We start from the raw sequence: 13,156 nt of genomic DNA, 5'->3' as shown, positions 1-13,156 counted from the left end.
AGACGCCGGATAGATTTAAGCAAGCCAACCACAACACCCGAAATCAAGGTTGCAAAAAAGGGGGTGACCATAGATTTCTTATGTGATGAGGAGAGACAGAACCATGCCTGACAGCTCCCCGATGGTGACGCCCGCCCAACGCAAATGGCTGCCCTGGCTGACGGCGGTCGGTTTTTTCATGCAGACCCTGGATGGCACCATCCTCAACACCGCCCTGCCCAGCATGGCCGAGGCCCTGGGCGAGAGTCCGCTGCAGATGCAGTCCGTCATCATCGCCTACATGCTGACGGTGGCCCTGCTCATTCCCGCCTCCGGCTGGCTGGCGGACAGATTCGGCACCCGCCGGGTCTATCTGGTTGCCATCCTGCTGTTTACCCTGGGTTCCCTGGCCTGTGCCATCGCCAACACCCTGCCCATGCTGGTGATCGCCCGGGTGTTGCAAGGGGTCGGGGGGGCCTTGCTGATGCCCATCGGGCGTCTGGCGGTGCTGCGGGTCTACAGCAAGCATGAGCTGCTGAGGGTGATGTCGTTCGTCACCATCCCCGGTCTGCTCGGCCCCCTCATCGGCCCGGCCCTGGGGGGCTGGCTGGTGGAGGTGGCGAGCTGGCACTGGGTCTTCCTCATCAACCTGCCGGTGGGCCTGCTCGGCTTCGTGGCGAGCTGGCACTTCATGCCCGACCTTCGCCAGCACACCGCCAGGTTTGACTGGCAGGGGTTTGTGCTGTTCAGTGTCGGCATGGTGCTGGTATCCGTCGGTCTGCAAGGCCTGGGGGAGCACAGCATCTCAACCGGCTGGGCCCTGTTTGCGGTATTGTTCGGTCTGGCCGCCATGGCGAGCTACTGGCTCTATGCCGCCACGGCGGAGCAGCCCCTGTTCAGTCTGGCGCTGTTCAAGACGTCCACCTTCGCCATCGGTATCTGGGGCAATCTGTTTGCCCGCCTCGGCAGCGGCGCCATGCCGTTTCTCACCCCGCTCTTCCTGCAACTGGGGCTCGGCTTCTCCCCGAGCAAGGCGGGGATGACCATGATCCCCACGGTGATCGGCGCCATGCTGACCAAGACGCTGGTGAACAAGCTCATTCCGCGCATCGGTTATCGCCGCATCCTGATCGGCAACACCCTGGCGCTCGGGGCCATGATCGCGAGCTTCTATTTCATCGACAACCAGGTGCCCCACGGCGTACTGCTGGTGTGGCTGGCGGTCTTTGGCGCCATCAACTCCCTGCAATTTTCCGCCATGAACACCCTGACCCTGCAGGATCTCAGCAGCGAGCACGCCAGCAGCGGCAACGGTCTGCTGTCGGTGGTGATGCAGCTCTCCATGAGCCTGGGGGTGGCCATCGCCGCCAGCCTGCTGGGACTCTTCTCCATCGGCCAGCCCGAGGAGAGTGGCCGCTGGCTGGAGGGGTTCCACCTCACCTATCTGTGCATCGGCCTGATGTCCATGCTGGCGGCGCTGATCTTCGCCCAGCTGGCGCGGGAAAAGCGCTGAGTCCCAGGCTCAGGGGGCGGGCAGGTAGCTCACGTCGCAGGGTAATCGGGCCAGCAGTCCGGCCAGGTGGGTGGTCTCCAGCAGGAAAGTCTGCTCGGGGTGGCCCGGCGTCCAGGTAAAGGCATGGTGATTCATGAGCACGGGATCCACCAGCAGGGGGATGTCGGCGCGTGGCAGGAAGGGGCAGACGGCTCCCGGCAGGCAGCCAATCTCGGTCTGCATCTCGTCAGCGGTGCAGATGGAGGGTTTGGCACCGAGCGCCGCCTTGACCGCCTTGCTGTCGAGCCGGCCGTCCCTGTGGGTCAGCAGCAGGGCGAAGCGACCATCCTTGAATTTGAGGAAAAGGGTCTTGCTGAACTCGGCCTGCCAGCCGAGGCGAGCCTTGACCCGCTCGTCGGTGGCGTAATCGAGGATGGGTTCGTGCTCGAAGCGCTGGTGGGGCAGGTCGGTGAGCAACTGACGGTTGAAGTCGTGAATGGCATCGAGTGGCATGGGGTTCTCCTGTGATGGCGGTCATCCTGCCACTTGCACCGGCGCAGGCCCAATCACCGTTTCTTATCCGTCATCAGCGGAGTCATCAACAAGGGCACCCGAGGGTGCCCTTGTCGTTCAGTGATGCTGCAATTCGCCCGCTTTCCAGTGGAAGGGAATGGGGTCAAGGCGCTGGGAGGCTTTGTCGTAACCTGCCCACAGCTCACCGATGGTGCGACCATCGATGGGATGGCGGAATGTGGGAGCCAGCTCCGCCAGCGGCCAGAGCACGAAGGCGTTGGTGAGGATCTCGCCGCGCGGCAGCACCAGCGGTGTCTCGCAGACCAGCTCGCCGTAGAGCAGCAGATCGAGATCCAGGGTGCGCGGGGCGAACTTCTTGGCATCCGGTTCGCGGCCGTGAGCGAACTCCATGGCGCGCAGCCGCTGGCACAGGGTCGCCAGGGGCAGCTCGGTATCGGCACCCACCACCAGGTTGTAGAAGGGGCGGCCGTTGAAGCCCACTGCCTCGCTCTCGAATACCCGGGAGACCTGCAACTCGCCGAATTCGGCGTGCAGGGCATCGAGGCCGGCGCGGATATGGCGTTCCCGTTCGATGTTGGATCCCAGACTGATATAGATGCGGGTCATCAGTTGGCGCTCGCAGCCGGCGTGCGATGGCGCAAGATCTCGACCCCGACGCCTGCCGCATTGGGCACGGCACCCGGTTTGGTCAGGGTCACCTTGACCCACTGTACCCGCTCGTCTTCCAGCACCAGGGCGGCGACCTGCTCGGCCATGGTCTCGACCAGCTCCACTATCTTGCCCTGGGCGTGATCACAGATCTTGCGAGAGAGGGTGGCGTAATCCAGCGCCAGATTGATATCGTCGGTTGCGGCGGCTGGGCGATTGTCAAACCCCATCTCGAGGTCGAAACAGAGCTTCTGGCGAATGCCCTTCTCCCACTCATATACCCCTATGGTGGTCAAAACCTCGAGTCCGCGAATAAACACCTTGTCCATGACAGTACTTCTTCTTTACTCTTGATGGGCTGTGAAAACAGCGCAGGGATGCAGGCCCGGCAAGCAGATTGCCGCTGGCGGCCGGTTTGGGCGACACGCTTTCGGGCAAGCCCGGGCCTGGGAATGTGGCCCGCATCATACCCCATTCATATCGTGGTAAAAACGACCAAGATGACGGCCCTGACGATTTTGATGATTATTCTGGCCTATCTGGGCGGTTCGCTGTCCAGTGCCGTGCTGGTTTCCCGCATCACGGGTCTGCCGGATCCCCGTGACCATGGTTCCCACAACCCGGGGGCGACCAATGTGTTGCGCCTCGGCGGCCGGATGGCGGCGCTGATCGTACTGCTTCTCGACGTCCTCAAGGGGATGACCCCCGTCTACCTCGCCTGGTATCTGCAGATCAAGCCCGTCTACCTCGGCTTTATCGGGGTGGCCGCCTGTCTGGGCCACATGTACCCCCTCTTCTTCCACTTCCGTGGCGGCAAGGGCGTCGCCACCGCCCTCGGTACCATGCTGCCCATCGGCTTTGCCATGGGGGGCGCCGTCATCACCACCTGGCTGCTGGTGCTGCTGGTGAGCGGCTATTCGTCACTGGCGTCCATCGTGACCGTGTTGCTGACTCCGCTCTTTACCTATCTGCTCAAACCGGAATACACGTTGCCGGTCTCCCTGCTCTCCTGTCTCATCCTGATCCGTCATCACGAGAACATTACCCGCCTGCTCAAGGGGGAGGAGTCCCGCCTCTGGGGGCGCCGGGGAGCGGTCCCGCCAGCAGAAGTGATGAAAATGGATGATGCTGCGCAAAAAAGAGACGAACGAGACGAAAAGTGAAATTTCCCGTTGACCACCTGCCCTAAAATCCGTTTAATAGCGCCCACGCCCAGATAGCTCAGTCGGTAGAGCAGGGGATTGAAAATCCCCGTGTCGGCGGTTCGATTCCGTCTCTGGGCACCATATTTTGGTGCCATGAAATAAAAACGTGTTCATGCACAATGGTTTGAAGTGTGCCGGCTTAGCTCAGTAGGTAGAGCAACTGACTTGTAATCAGTAGGTCACCAGTTCGATTCCGGTAGCCGGCACCATTTGCCCAGATAGCTCAGTCGGTAGAGCAGGGGATTGAAAATCCCCGTGTCGGCGGTTCGATTCCGTCTCTGGGCACCACGAATAATTCCTCCTTAGCTCAGTCGGTAGAGCGACGGACTGTTAATCCGCAGGTCGCTGGTTCGAGCCCAGCAGGAGGAGCCAAATAAAAAGCCCAGCAGCAATGCTGGGCTTTTTCTTTTCCCATTGTCCCCGTCCTGAATATGGCTTATACCTTCTTCCCCGAATAGATGGAGATCTCGATGGGACAAGGTGTGAAACGCACACAGCGCGATTACTCACTGAGGTTTAAATTGTCCCTGGTCGAGCAGATTGAAAAAGGTGAACTCACCTACCAGTAGACACAATTCCAATATGGCATTCAGGGCAATTCGACCATTCTGGTATGGTTGCATAAGCATGGTCTGCAGGGTTGGAGCCAGGGAGCATCGATTAGAGCTGGCAGGATCACATCATGCCTGATCCCGGCAACCAAATGTCTGAACAGCGTATCAAGGAGCTCGAGTAGCTGGCGCAGATGAGCCTGGAGGCTCAGTTCTTTGAAGGCGCCTCAATCGTAAAAAACGACCTGGTAAGCTCTCTCGCAGCGGTATGTCGAAAAGCTGACCATCTTCAGTGCTTGCTGGTTCCTCGGAATAAACCGTTAGGCTGACTACAATCGCAATCGGGTCGCCGACCTGCGTCATGCACAAGGGCAGCAGGTAGTGAGCTTTGTGCGCAAAGTTCACTACGGGTGGGCATCCACAAGTAGCATTATCTGCTGCAGGGCCAAGACGATGCTGGGCTGACGGTCTGGTGGGACAGACTGTTTAGGATATTGGCCGAGCACCGTCTGTTGGTGCAGCCCAAACGGGCCTATCACAAGACGCTCCACAGTTTTCAGCGTTTCTATCGCCATCCCAACTTGCTCAAACCCGGCCCGGTGAAAATCACTGCGGTGGCGCCAGGGCAGGTCTTGGTTGCCGACATCACTTACCTGCCGGCAAAGAGCGGGCCACTCTACCTGAGCCTGGTGACGGATGCCTGCTCGCGTAAGATAGCGGGGCATCACGTGCACGAAGGGATGCATGCTGAGTTGGTTGTGATGGCGCAGAGCACTGAAGCAACGGCGTGGCAGCGGGGAGTTTATCCATCACTCGGACGGCAGGGTGCAGTATTGCTCAGGCTTGAATCAGACGCTGTATGAACGGTACGGAGTACAGTACTCGATGACTGATGGGTATGACTGTTATCAGAATGCGCTGGCAGAGCGGGTGAACGGGATACTGAAAGGAGAGTTGCTGTAGCAAAGCCCGTAGGACCTGGTGTAGACGAGGAAGATGGTGCATAAGGTGGTGGGTAGTTATAACCTAGAATGATCGCATTAGGCCTCGCAATGCAGAATCCCCGATGCGGTACATCGGGTTCTGAGTGCCAGAAGTTAACTGAAAACATGTAAACGGACTTCAGGATTTCAGGCCCGCTCTTCGGTCAGGGGGCTGACACTCAGCACGGGGGCGGCATCGATGCCGTCGGCATTCATCATGGCGGAGATGCGTTGCAGGGATGAGAGCAACAACCCTTGCTCCCAGTTCTCCAGCGCCTGAAAACGTTGAATGAAACTCTCCTGCAAGGGGGTCGGAGCCTGGGCAAGCAGGGCGCGTCCCGCGTCAGTGAGCGTTGCATGCACCTTGCGTTTGTCGGTTTCGCTGCGAATGCGCTGTACCAGCTGGCGGCTCTCCAGCCGGTCCATGATGGTGGTGGCGGTGGCCTGGCTCATGTTGGTGTGATCCGCCAACTGGCGCATGGAGATCTGGCCAAGCTCGTCGATGCCCTTGAGCAGCAGGAGTTGAGGCGAGGTCAGGCCGGCCTCCTTGATCAAGCGCTTGGAGTGCATGTCGATGGCACGGATGATCTGGCGCAGGGCGATCAGCACTTCATCATGTTTTTCCATGGGGTCTGGGTCATCGCAGGGCTGTGGAGAGGCGCGAAATTCTCCGCCTAATCCATAACAAGGTCAATATGGTTTTTGATGTAATGGTTTTAGCTCTAATGAATATTGTGTTAGGTTATCGGACAATTGCCCCATTCCAACCCGATATTTGAGGAGTGAAATCATGCATGACGACCTGGATATCAAGTCCCTGGTTGCCGACCTGCGTGTGGTCAGAGTTCGCTATGAACTGCCGGACACCGCAGCATTTGTGCGTTATCAACCTGCCTATGACGAGGACCCCAACAACCTCAAGGTACACCACTACGATGGTGAGCTGCCGCTCTCTTGCAGCAACACAGGTTCTTTCAGTCTAAAGGAGTTGGTCAATGAGCTGCGCTATGCCTATGTGCTGGTTCACCTCTTCCCCGACGAGAGTGCCATGAACTTTTATCTGGCGGGTCTGGACAATGGGCTGGCACAGCTGGAGTTCATCGGTGGCTCCTATGACTTCAACCGCCTCTGGATCACCAGCGGTGTCTCCAATCTGGGGGTGCCCATGGCTATCTTCCTCGGCAAACGCCACGCAGTGAACGGCCAGCCGTCGGTGACCCTGGTGGATCACCGTGAGCAGGTGGCAGGTCGTCTGGCCTATCGCGCCATCGGCGGTGCCGGCGATCACGTGGGTGAAGACTTTTTCAACAACGACTAAGGAGGCCCGATGCGAGCAACCAAAGGGCTTTTGAAAGGCCTCAATCCCACCATGGCCATGACGGCCCTGACCGTCGTGACCCTCTTCCTGCTGTTCGGCGTCTTTGATCCGGATACCGCAGGCACCTGGTTTACCGGGGCCAAGGACACCATCATTGCTGGCTTCAAGTGGTATTACATCCTGGTGGTCGCCCTGTTCCTGTTCTTCGCCGTCTACCTGATGTTCAGCCGCTTTGGCAGCATCCGGCTGGGCGACGACGACCAGGTACCGGAGTTTGGCTACTTTGCCTGGTTTTCCATGCTGTTCAGCGCAGGCATGGGCATAGGCCTGGTGTTCTGGAGTATCGCCGAGCCCATGTATCACCTGCAGGGCAACCCCTTCATCACCGAAGGTATGACGCCGGAAGCGGCCCAGATCGCCATGCGCCTCACCTTCTTCCACTGGGGTCTGCACCCCTGGGCCATCTATGTGATCGTCGGCCTGTCGCTGGCCTTCTTCAGCTACCGGCGCAAGTTGCCGCTGGCCATCCGCTCCGTGCTCTACCCCATTCTTGGCGATCGCATCTACGGCTTCTGGGGCCATGCCGCCGACGTGCTGGCGGTGTTCGGTACCGTGTTCGGGGTGGCGACCTCCCTTGGGCTGGGAGTTTCCCAGATGAACACCGGCCTCAATCAGATGTTCGGCATGGGCGTGTCACAAGCGAACCAGCTCTGGCTCATCGGTGGCATCAGCCTGATTGCCACCCTGTCGGCCATCTCCGGCGTCGGGCGCGGGGTGAAGATCCTCTCCGAACTCAATATCTGGTTGAGCGTGTTCGTGCTGGGCCTCTTCCTGGTGCTGGGGCCGACCACCTACATACTCAACGCCTATGTGCAGAACATCGGTGATTACCTGCAGAACATCGTCAAGCTGAGCTTCTGGACCAATACCGAAGCCAACGGTACCTCGGCCTGGCAGTCTAGCTGGACCGCATTTTACTGGGGCTGGTGGATCGCGTGGGCACCCTTTGTCGGCATGTTCATCGCCCGCATCTCCAAGGGCCGCACGATTCGTGAATTCGTGCTCGGTGTTCTGCTGGTGCCCTCCCTGCTCGGCATGTTCTGGCTCACCGTGTTCGGCGGGACTGCCATGAACCTGGAGCTGTTCGGTGGCGGCGGCGTGGTGGAAGCGGTCAATCAGGATGTCACCATGGCGCTCTACAAGACGGTGGAACTGCTGCACTGGGAGACCTTCGGCTGGATTGCCAAGGGGGTGCTGACCCTGCTTATCTGCACCTACTTCATCACCTCCAGCGACTCGGGCACGCTCGTGATTACGACGCTGCTCTCCATCGGCGACCAGGATCCCCCCGTGCTGCACCGTGCCATCTGGGGACTGGGGCAGGGGCTGGTCGCGGCCATTCTGCTGGTCTCCGGCGGGCTTGCCGCCCTGCAGGCCGCCAGCATCATCGCCGCGCTGCCCTTCTCGGTCATCATGCTGGCCATGTGCTACTCCCTGATGCAGGGGCTCAAACAGGAGAGCCAGCACCAGTTCGAATACAGGCAGAAGCTCAAGCGCCATCCGGGGTCGGTCAATCTGAGCCTGATGGATCGCATCGGTCCGGGCTGATGACAGGTTCGGTCAAACGAAAGGGGAACCTCGCGGTTCCCCTTTTTCATGCCTGTTCGGCGGTCGGTAGCTACAGCATCTGCTTGAGTCGATAGAGCAGGTCAAGGGCCTGGCGCGGGGTCAGCTCGTCCGGGCGAACTGCTGCCAGCTCCTCCACCACAGGATGGGGTTGCGGGGCGAGAGTTACCGGAGCCGGACGGCTTTCGCCGGCGGCCACCGGAGTGGCACTCTCCAGCTCGTGCAGTTTGTGGCGGGCCTGGTGGATCACCGATTTCGGCACCCCGGCCAGCGCCGCTACCTGCAGGCCGTAGGATCGGCTGGCCGCACCTTCCTGCACCGCGTGCATGAAGGCGATGGTGTCGCCGTGCTCCACCGCATCCAGGTGGACGTTGGCCAGCCCACTCATCAGCTCGGGCAGGCGGGTCAGCTCGAAGTAGTGAGTGGCGAACAGGGTGTAGGCGCCAATCTTGCTTGCCAGCTGCTCGGCGCAGGCCCAGGCCAGCGAGAGGCCGTCGTAGGTGCTGGTGCCGCGGCCAATCTCGTCCATCAGCACCAGACTGCGGGCGGTGGCGTTGTTGAGGATATTGGCGGTTTCGGTCATCTCCACCATAAAGGTGGAGCGGCCGGAGGCGAGATCATCCGACGCCCCGATGCGGGTGAAGATGCGGTCGATGGGGCCGATGCGGGCGCTGTCGGCGGGCACTAATGCGCCGATATGGGCCAGCAGCACGATGAGCGCGGTCTGGCGCATGTAGGTCGATTTACCGCCCATGTTGGGGCCGGTGATGATCAACATCCGCCGCTCCCGCTCCAGCCGTATCGGGTTGGCGATAAAGGGGTCGGTCATCACCTGCTCCACCACCGGATGGCGGCCCGCCTCGATGAGGATCTGATCCTCGTCGATGAGTGTGGGGCAGCGATAGTCGAGGGTCTCTGCCCGCTCGGCCAGGTTGGCCAGCACGTCCAGCTCCGCCAGTGCGGCAGCAGACTCCTGCAGATCGCCGAGGTGCGGCAGCAGGGCGTCGAGCAGCTCTTCGTAGAGACGTTTTTCCAGCGCCAGCGCCTGGGCCTGGGCGGTGAGCACCTTGTCCTCGTACTTCTTCAGCTCATCGATGATGTAGCGCTCGTTGTTTTTCAGCGTCTGGCGGCGGATGTAGTGGGCCGGCACCAGGTGGCTGTTGGCGCGGCTCACCTCGATGTAGAAGCCGTGCACCTTGTTGTAGCCCACCTTGAGGGTGTTGATGCCGGTGAGCGCCTTCTCCCGCTCCTCGATGCGGGCTAGGCTGGCGGTGGCGCCATTGGCCAGATCCCGCAGCTCGTCCAGCTCCTGATTGAACCCTTCACGGATGACGCCGCCATCGCGGATGAGCACCGGCGGCACCTCCATCACGGCACGCTCCAGCAGGTCGAACAGCTCGGGGAAGGTACTTGCCCGCTCGCGCAGCTGCTGCACCGCCTCGTGCTCGCTCTCCGCCAGCAGACGCTGCAACTCGGGCAGCTGAGCAAAAGCCTGCCGCAGCCGGGTCAGATCGCGCGGGCGGGCACTGCGCAGGGCGAGGCGCGCCAGCACCCGCTCCACATCGCCGACCTGGCGCAGCAGGCTCCCCAGCTCATCATAGAGGTTCTGCTCGATGAGCTCCTTGATGGTGCTCTGGCGACCTTTGAGGATCACCCGGTCGCGGATCGGCTGGTGGATCCAGCGCTTGAGCAGGCGGCTGCCCATCGGCGTGGCGGTGCAATCGAGCACGGCGGAGAGGGTATTGTCGTGACCGCCGGCCAGATTCTGGGTCAGCTCCAGATTGCGGCGGGTGGCGGCATCCATGATGACCGCATGATCGGGCTGCTCCAGGCGCACGCTGCGAATGTGGGGCAGGGCGGTGCGCTGGGTGTCTTTCACGTACTGCATCAGGCAGCCGGCGGCGCACAGGGCGGTCTCGCTCTGTTCGACCCCAAAGCCCACCAGATCCTGGGTGCCGAACTGCTGGCACAAGAGCTTGCGGGCGGTGCCGAGCTCGAACTCCCACTCCGGGCGGCGGCGCAGACCGCGGCGACCCTCGACATGGTGCAGGAAGGCGAACGATTCGGGGTAGAGCAGCTCCGCCGGATTGGTGCGTTGCAGCTCCGCCAGCAGGGTCTCCTCTTTCTCGAACTGGTTGATGAAGAAGCGACCGGAGCCGATGTCCATGGTGCCGTAACCGAAGCGGCGGCCATCGTGGTAGACGGCGGCGATCAGGTTGTCCTGCCGCTCGCTGAGCAGCGCCTCGTCGGAGACGGTACCCGGGGTGATGATGCGAATGACCTTGCGCTCCACCGGCCCCTTGCTGGTGGCGGGATCCCCCACCTGCTCGCAGATGGCGGCCGATTCGCCGAGCTGTACCAGCTTGGCGAGATACCCCTCGATGGCGTGATAGGGCACCCCGGCCATCGGGATGGGGCTGCCGGCCGACTGGCCGCGCTTGGTCAGGGAGATGTCGAGCAGCTGGGAGGCCTTGCGGGCGTCGTCGTAGAAGAGCTCGTAGAAGTCACCCATGCGATAGAACAGCAGGATCTCCGGGTTTTCGGCCTTGAGAGTCAGATACTGCTGCATCATTGGTGTGTGCTGCTCGATATTTTTGTTGTTCATCAAGCCTTTAACCTTTTAAATGTTTTATAAATCAATTGATTGCATTCTTGATGACGGCTCGCTATGTATCTGATTGTCTCAAGCTATCTCGCTGCATCCTAACAATAAGCGTAGATCAAAACGTAGGTTGTGGATGGTTTCTGGTGCGTAAACACGATAACCTACGCTTCATGTAAGAGTGATTCAGTTTACTGAGGAGTACGGCATGTCGGGGCGTCAGAATAGCAAACCGCTTTCTTACAAAGCAATTGAAGCCATGAAGCCGGGAGACAAGGATAAAGCTGATATCGGTGAGTATCGAGGCTTGCGTGTCAGCTGTGGTCGAACCGGCAAAAAAAGCTTCTACTATCGCTATAACGATCCAGCAAATCCTCGCAAGCAAAAGCAGATAACGCTGGGTGTTTTCCCCATCCTTACGCTTGAACAGGCTCGGATCCGGCTCAAAGAGCTCAAGCTGATGCGCCACCAAGGTCTGTGTCCTGCAACGGAGTTGGCAACCGAGCAACAGATCCAGAAGGCTCAGGCGGTTGAGGCCATCGACACCAAGCCATTTACAGTACGAGATGTCATAGAGCTGTATCTTGGTGAGTACATAGAGGATCACTGGTCCTCGACTGGTGAGTTAATCCCTGGGGCGAGGAAACCGAAAGGACAGGCTGAAGCTCGACGTACTCTTTGCACCGATGTATATCGAGATTTGGGGGATATAGAGGCGATTCAGATTTCGGCCCAAGATGTCAGCAATCTGGTGTTGAAAATCGTTGGACGTGGGGCCAATGTTCAGGCGGGAAACGTACTACGTGAGCTGGGTTCTGCTTATGACTACGCGATTGGCTCGGGTCGGTTGCCAGATGATTTCGTCAACCCAACGATCAATGCCAAGAAGAAGCTCAAAATGACGAGGCTTCGCCTGACCAGCCAGAAGGCAACCCGAGTTTTCGATGATGAAGAGTTACGACGATTTTTGCAGTGGCTACCCGACTCAGCATATCCATTAGGCCAACAGCATGTCCTCAGACTGACGCTTTGGACCGGTTGCCGTACCGGAGAAATTTGTGGTTTATATTGGAATCAAGTTGATCTGGATAAAGGGACTATTCATTTAAAAGAAACAAAGACCGATGTCGATCGATATGTCCAACTGTCTAGTCAAGCAATTTCATTTTTAAAATCATTGAGGTTGGAAACAGATGATTGTTTATTTCCATCTAGAACCACGAACGAACCAATTCAACAAAAAGCATTAACGACCAGCGGATGGATCCTAAGACAAAGTGGACAGATGATAGATCTGCCAACTTGGACACCACACGATCTGCGTCGTACCGTAAGAACCGGCTTGGCCCGTCTGAGTTGCCCTACCGATATAGCGGAGGCGATATTGGGCCATAGTCAAAAAGGGATACAGGGAACATATAACCTGCATCGCTACAATGACGAATGCAAAGTATGGCTGCAAAAATGGGCCGATCATTTAGATGGATTGATGGCGTAATTTTTGGTAAACGGGCAGGTTTTACTGCCCAGATTAACTAGTTACAACAGCTAATTGTTGTTAGTTTTATTTCTCTCATTAATGCGCTCGCACTCCTTTTGTATTGCGGCATTCACAAGGTCGCTCATTGAACAGCCTTCAGTATTGCAGGTTTCTTCTAAGAGTTTTTTTGTACTTGTGGATAATATAAAGTTCGATTGTTTTTTATTGCTGTCCTTACCCCTGGTTTTGTTTTGGCTCCATGATTTTTTCAGTTTCTGAATTTTAAGCTCAGCTGTGTCTGGAAATAAAAAATATAAAACATCAAAAAACAATTCAATCTTATCGAGCTTTGAAGAGTTGTGTCTTTCAACTAAATATTGAACTTGAGGTGCTATTCCAAATATGTCTTGCTCTATCAGCCAAGCATTTAGGTCGCCTGACTTGTTTTTTGATTTCCATTGTTGGTATTTATTTATTTTTTCAGTTCTAATCCACAGTTCTTTCATTAGATTAATAATGGCTATTTTGCTTTCCCTAGATCCTTGGGAGCAGTTGAAAAATATTTTTATTATTTCGTATGACTTTTTTGTGTCACTTGTTTGAGTTGATGCGTCATATATGGTTTCTTCTAGAAGTGGCGATTGACTCGGGTAAAGATAGAGCTGACTCTTATACACAAGTAGCGCCCTGAACGGAACCATTCCCGTTTTCCAGGATCTGATCTTCCATGTGACCTCC

General features: G+C 58.0%; 11 protein-coding genes, 4 tRNA genes and 1 pseudogene. 10 read left to right on the top strand and 6 right to left on the bottom strand.

Going from position 1 to position 13,156, the window contains the following annotated elements; genetic code table 11:
- The first annotated feature begins 103 nt into the window (after positions 1-103).
- Positions 104-1,492 carry a multidrug transporter subunit MdtD gene (gene mdtD / locus PG892_RS18980; RefSeq protein ID WP_010675801.1) on the top strand — a complete coding sequence of 463 codons (1,389 nt, stop codon included), beginning with the start codon at positions 104-106 and terminating at the stop codon, positions 1,490-1,492.
- A gap of 9 nt (positions 1,493-1,501) precedes the next feature.
- Here mdtD and PG892_RS18975 read toward each other — a convergent pair whose 3' ends face one another.
- The 3 genes from PG892_RS18975 to folB form a co-directional block, all read right to left on the bottom strand.
- On the bottom strand, positions 1,502-1,984 hold the full coding sequence (locus PG892_RS18975; protein WP_042864868.1) for a YbaK/EbsC family protein: 483 nt from the start codon (positions 1,982-1,984) through the stop codon (positions 1,502-1,504).
- A gap of 117 nt (positions 1,985-2,101) precedes the next feature.
- Positions 2,102-2,611, bottom strand: a complete 510-nt coding sequence (gene folK, locus PG892_RS18970) for a 2-amino-4-hydroxy-6-hydroxymethyldihydropteridine diphosphokinase (protein ID WP_041211771.1) — start codon at positions 2,609-2,611, stop codon at positions 2,102-2,104.
- A complete protein-coding gene (folB, locus tag PG892_RS18965) occupies positions 2,611-2,982 on the bottom strand; it encodes a dihydroneopterin aldolase (RefSeq protein WP_010675798.1) in 372 nt (123 codons plus the stop codon). The genes folK and folB overlap by 1 nt, the downstream gene beginning before the upstream one ends.
- 171 nt (positions 2,983-3,153) lie before the next feature.
- Between folB and plsY the strand changes: the two genes are divergently transcribed.
- From plsY to PG892_RS22690, 6 genes and pseudogenes are all read left to right on the top strand, one after another.
- Positions 3,154-3,816 (top strand): glycerol-3-phosphate 1-O-acyltransferase PlsY, encoded by a 663-nt coding sequence (gene plsY / locus PG892_RS18960; RefSeq protein ID WP_052815398.1) that lies wholly within the window; start codon positions 3,154-3,156, stop codon positions 3,814-3,816.
- A gap of 47 nt (positions 3,817-3,863) precedes the next feature.
- A tRNA-Phe gene (locus PG892_RS18955) sits at positions 3,864-3,939 on the top strand.
- A 52-nt stretch (positions 3,940-3,991) separates the two neighbouring features.
- A tRNA-Thr gene (locus tag PG892_RS18950) sits at positions 3,992-4,067 on the top strand.
- Positions 4,068-4,070: 3 nt separating this feature from the next.
- A tRNA-Phe gene (locus PG892_RS18945) sits at positions 4,071-4,146 on the top strand.
- An 8-nt stretch (positions 4,147-4,154) separates the two neighbouring features.
- Positions 4,155-4,230: transfer RNA gene (locus tag PG892_RS18940), tRNA-Asn, on the top strand.
- Positions 4,231-4,328: 98 nt separating this feature from the next.
- Positions 4,329-5,369: pseudogene (locus PG892_RS22690) on the top strand (IS3 family transposase); the annotation flags it as partial.
- 170 nt (positions 5,370-5,539) lie between these two features.
- Here the strand turns inward: PG892_RS22690 and PG892_RS18925 are convergent.
- Positions 5,540-6,019: a MarR family winged helix-turn-helix transcriptional regulator gene (locus PG892_RS18925; RefSeq protein ID WP_010672813.1), complete on the bottom strand. Its 480-nt coding sequence runs from the start codon at positions 6,017-6,019 to the stop codon at positions 5,540-5,542.
- Between the two features lie 163 nt (positions 6,020-6,182).
- Here PG892_RS18925 and PG892_RS18920 point away from each other — a divergent pair, with 163 nt between their 5' ends.
- Positions 6,183-6,710: a hypothetical protein gene (locus PG892_RS18920; protein ID WP_010672814.1), complete on the top strand. Its 528-nt coding sequence runs from the start codon at positions 6,183-6,185 to the stop codon at positions 6,708-6,710.
- 9 nt (positions 6,711-6,719) lie between these two features.
- Positions 6,720-8,318 (top strand): BCCT family transporter, encoded by a 1,599-nt coding sequence (locus tag PG892_RS18915; protein ID WP_049636524.1) that lies wholly within the window; start codon positions 6,720-6,722, stop codon positions 8,316-8,318.
- 70 nt (positions 8,319-8,388) lie between these two features.
- Here PG892_RS18915 and mutS read toward each other — a convergent pair whose 3' ends face one another.
- A complete protein-coding gene (mutS, locus tag PG892_RS18910; protein ID WP_270825696.1) occupies positions 8,389-10,944 on the bottom strand; it encodes a DNA mismatch repair protein MutS in 2,556 nt (851 codons plus the stop codon).
- 202 nt (positions 10,945-11,146) lie between these two features.
- Here mutS and PG892_RS18905 point away from each other — a divergent pair, with 202 nt between their 5' ends.
- Positions 11,147-12,436, top strand: a complete 1,290-nt coding sequence (locus PG892_RS18905; RefSeq protein ID WP_270825695.1) for a tyrosine-type recombinase/integrase — start codon at positions 11,147-11,149, stop codon at positions 12,434-12,436.
- A gap of 50 nt (positions 12,437-12,486) precedes the next feature.
- On the opposite strand, the gene PG892_RS18900 is transcribed toward PG892_RS18905, so the two are convergent.
- The coding region (locus PG892_RS18900; RefSeq protein WP_270825694.1) for a hypothetical protein at positions 12,487-13,156 on the bottom strand (670 nt) is incomplete at its 5' end.

The organism is Aeromonas sp. QDB68, assembly GCF_027707405.1.
GTDB lineage: Bacteria > Pseudomonadota > Gammaproteobacteria > Enterobacterales > Aeromonadaceae > Aeromonas > Aeromonas caviae.
Note: the sequence above shows the minus strand (reverse complement) of the source record. Positions and strands in the feature narration are given on the sequence as shown.

Coding starts and splice junctions, on each gene's coding strand:
- PG892_RS18905 (WP_270825695.1), top strand. CDS start 11,147: ATGTCGGGGCGTCAGAATAGCAAACCGCTTTCTTACAAAGCAATTGAA.
- PG892_RS18920 (WP_010672814.1), top strand. CDS start 6,183: ATGCATGACGACCTGGATATCAAGTCCCTGGTTGCCGACCTGCGTGTG.
- plsY (WP_052815398.1), top strand. CDS start 3,154: ATGACGGCCCTGACGATTTTGATGATTATTCTGGCCTATCTGGGCGGT.
- PG892_RS18915 (WP_049636524.1), top strand. CDS start 6,720: ATGCGAGCAACCAAAGGGCTTTTGAAAGGCCTCAATCCCACCATGGCC.
- mdtD (WP_010675801.1), top strand. CDS start 104: ATGCCTGACAGCTCCCCGATGGTGACGCCCGCCCAACGCAAATGGCTG.
- PG892_RS18975 (WP_042864868.1), bottom strand. CDS start 1,984: ATGCCACTCGATGCCATTCACGACTTCAACCGTCAGTTGCTCACCGAC.
- PG892_RS18925 (WP_010672813.1), bottom strand. CDS start 6,019: ATGGAAAAACATGATGAAGTGCTGATCGCCCTGCGCCAGATCATCCGT.
- folB (WP_010675798.1), bottom strand. CDS start 2,982: ATGGACAAGGTGTTTATTCGCGGACTCGAGGTTTTGACCACCATAGGG.
- folK (WP_041211771.1), bottom strand. CDS start 2,611: ATGACCCGCATCTATATCAGTCTGGGATCCAACATCGAACGGGAACGC.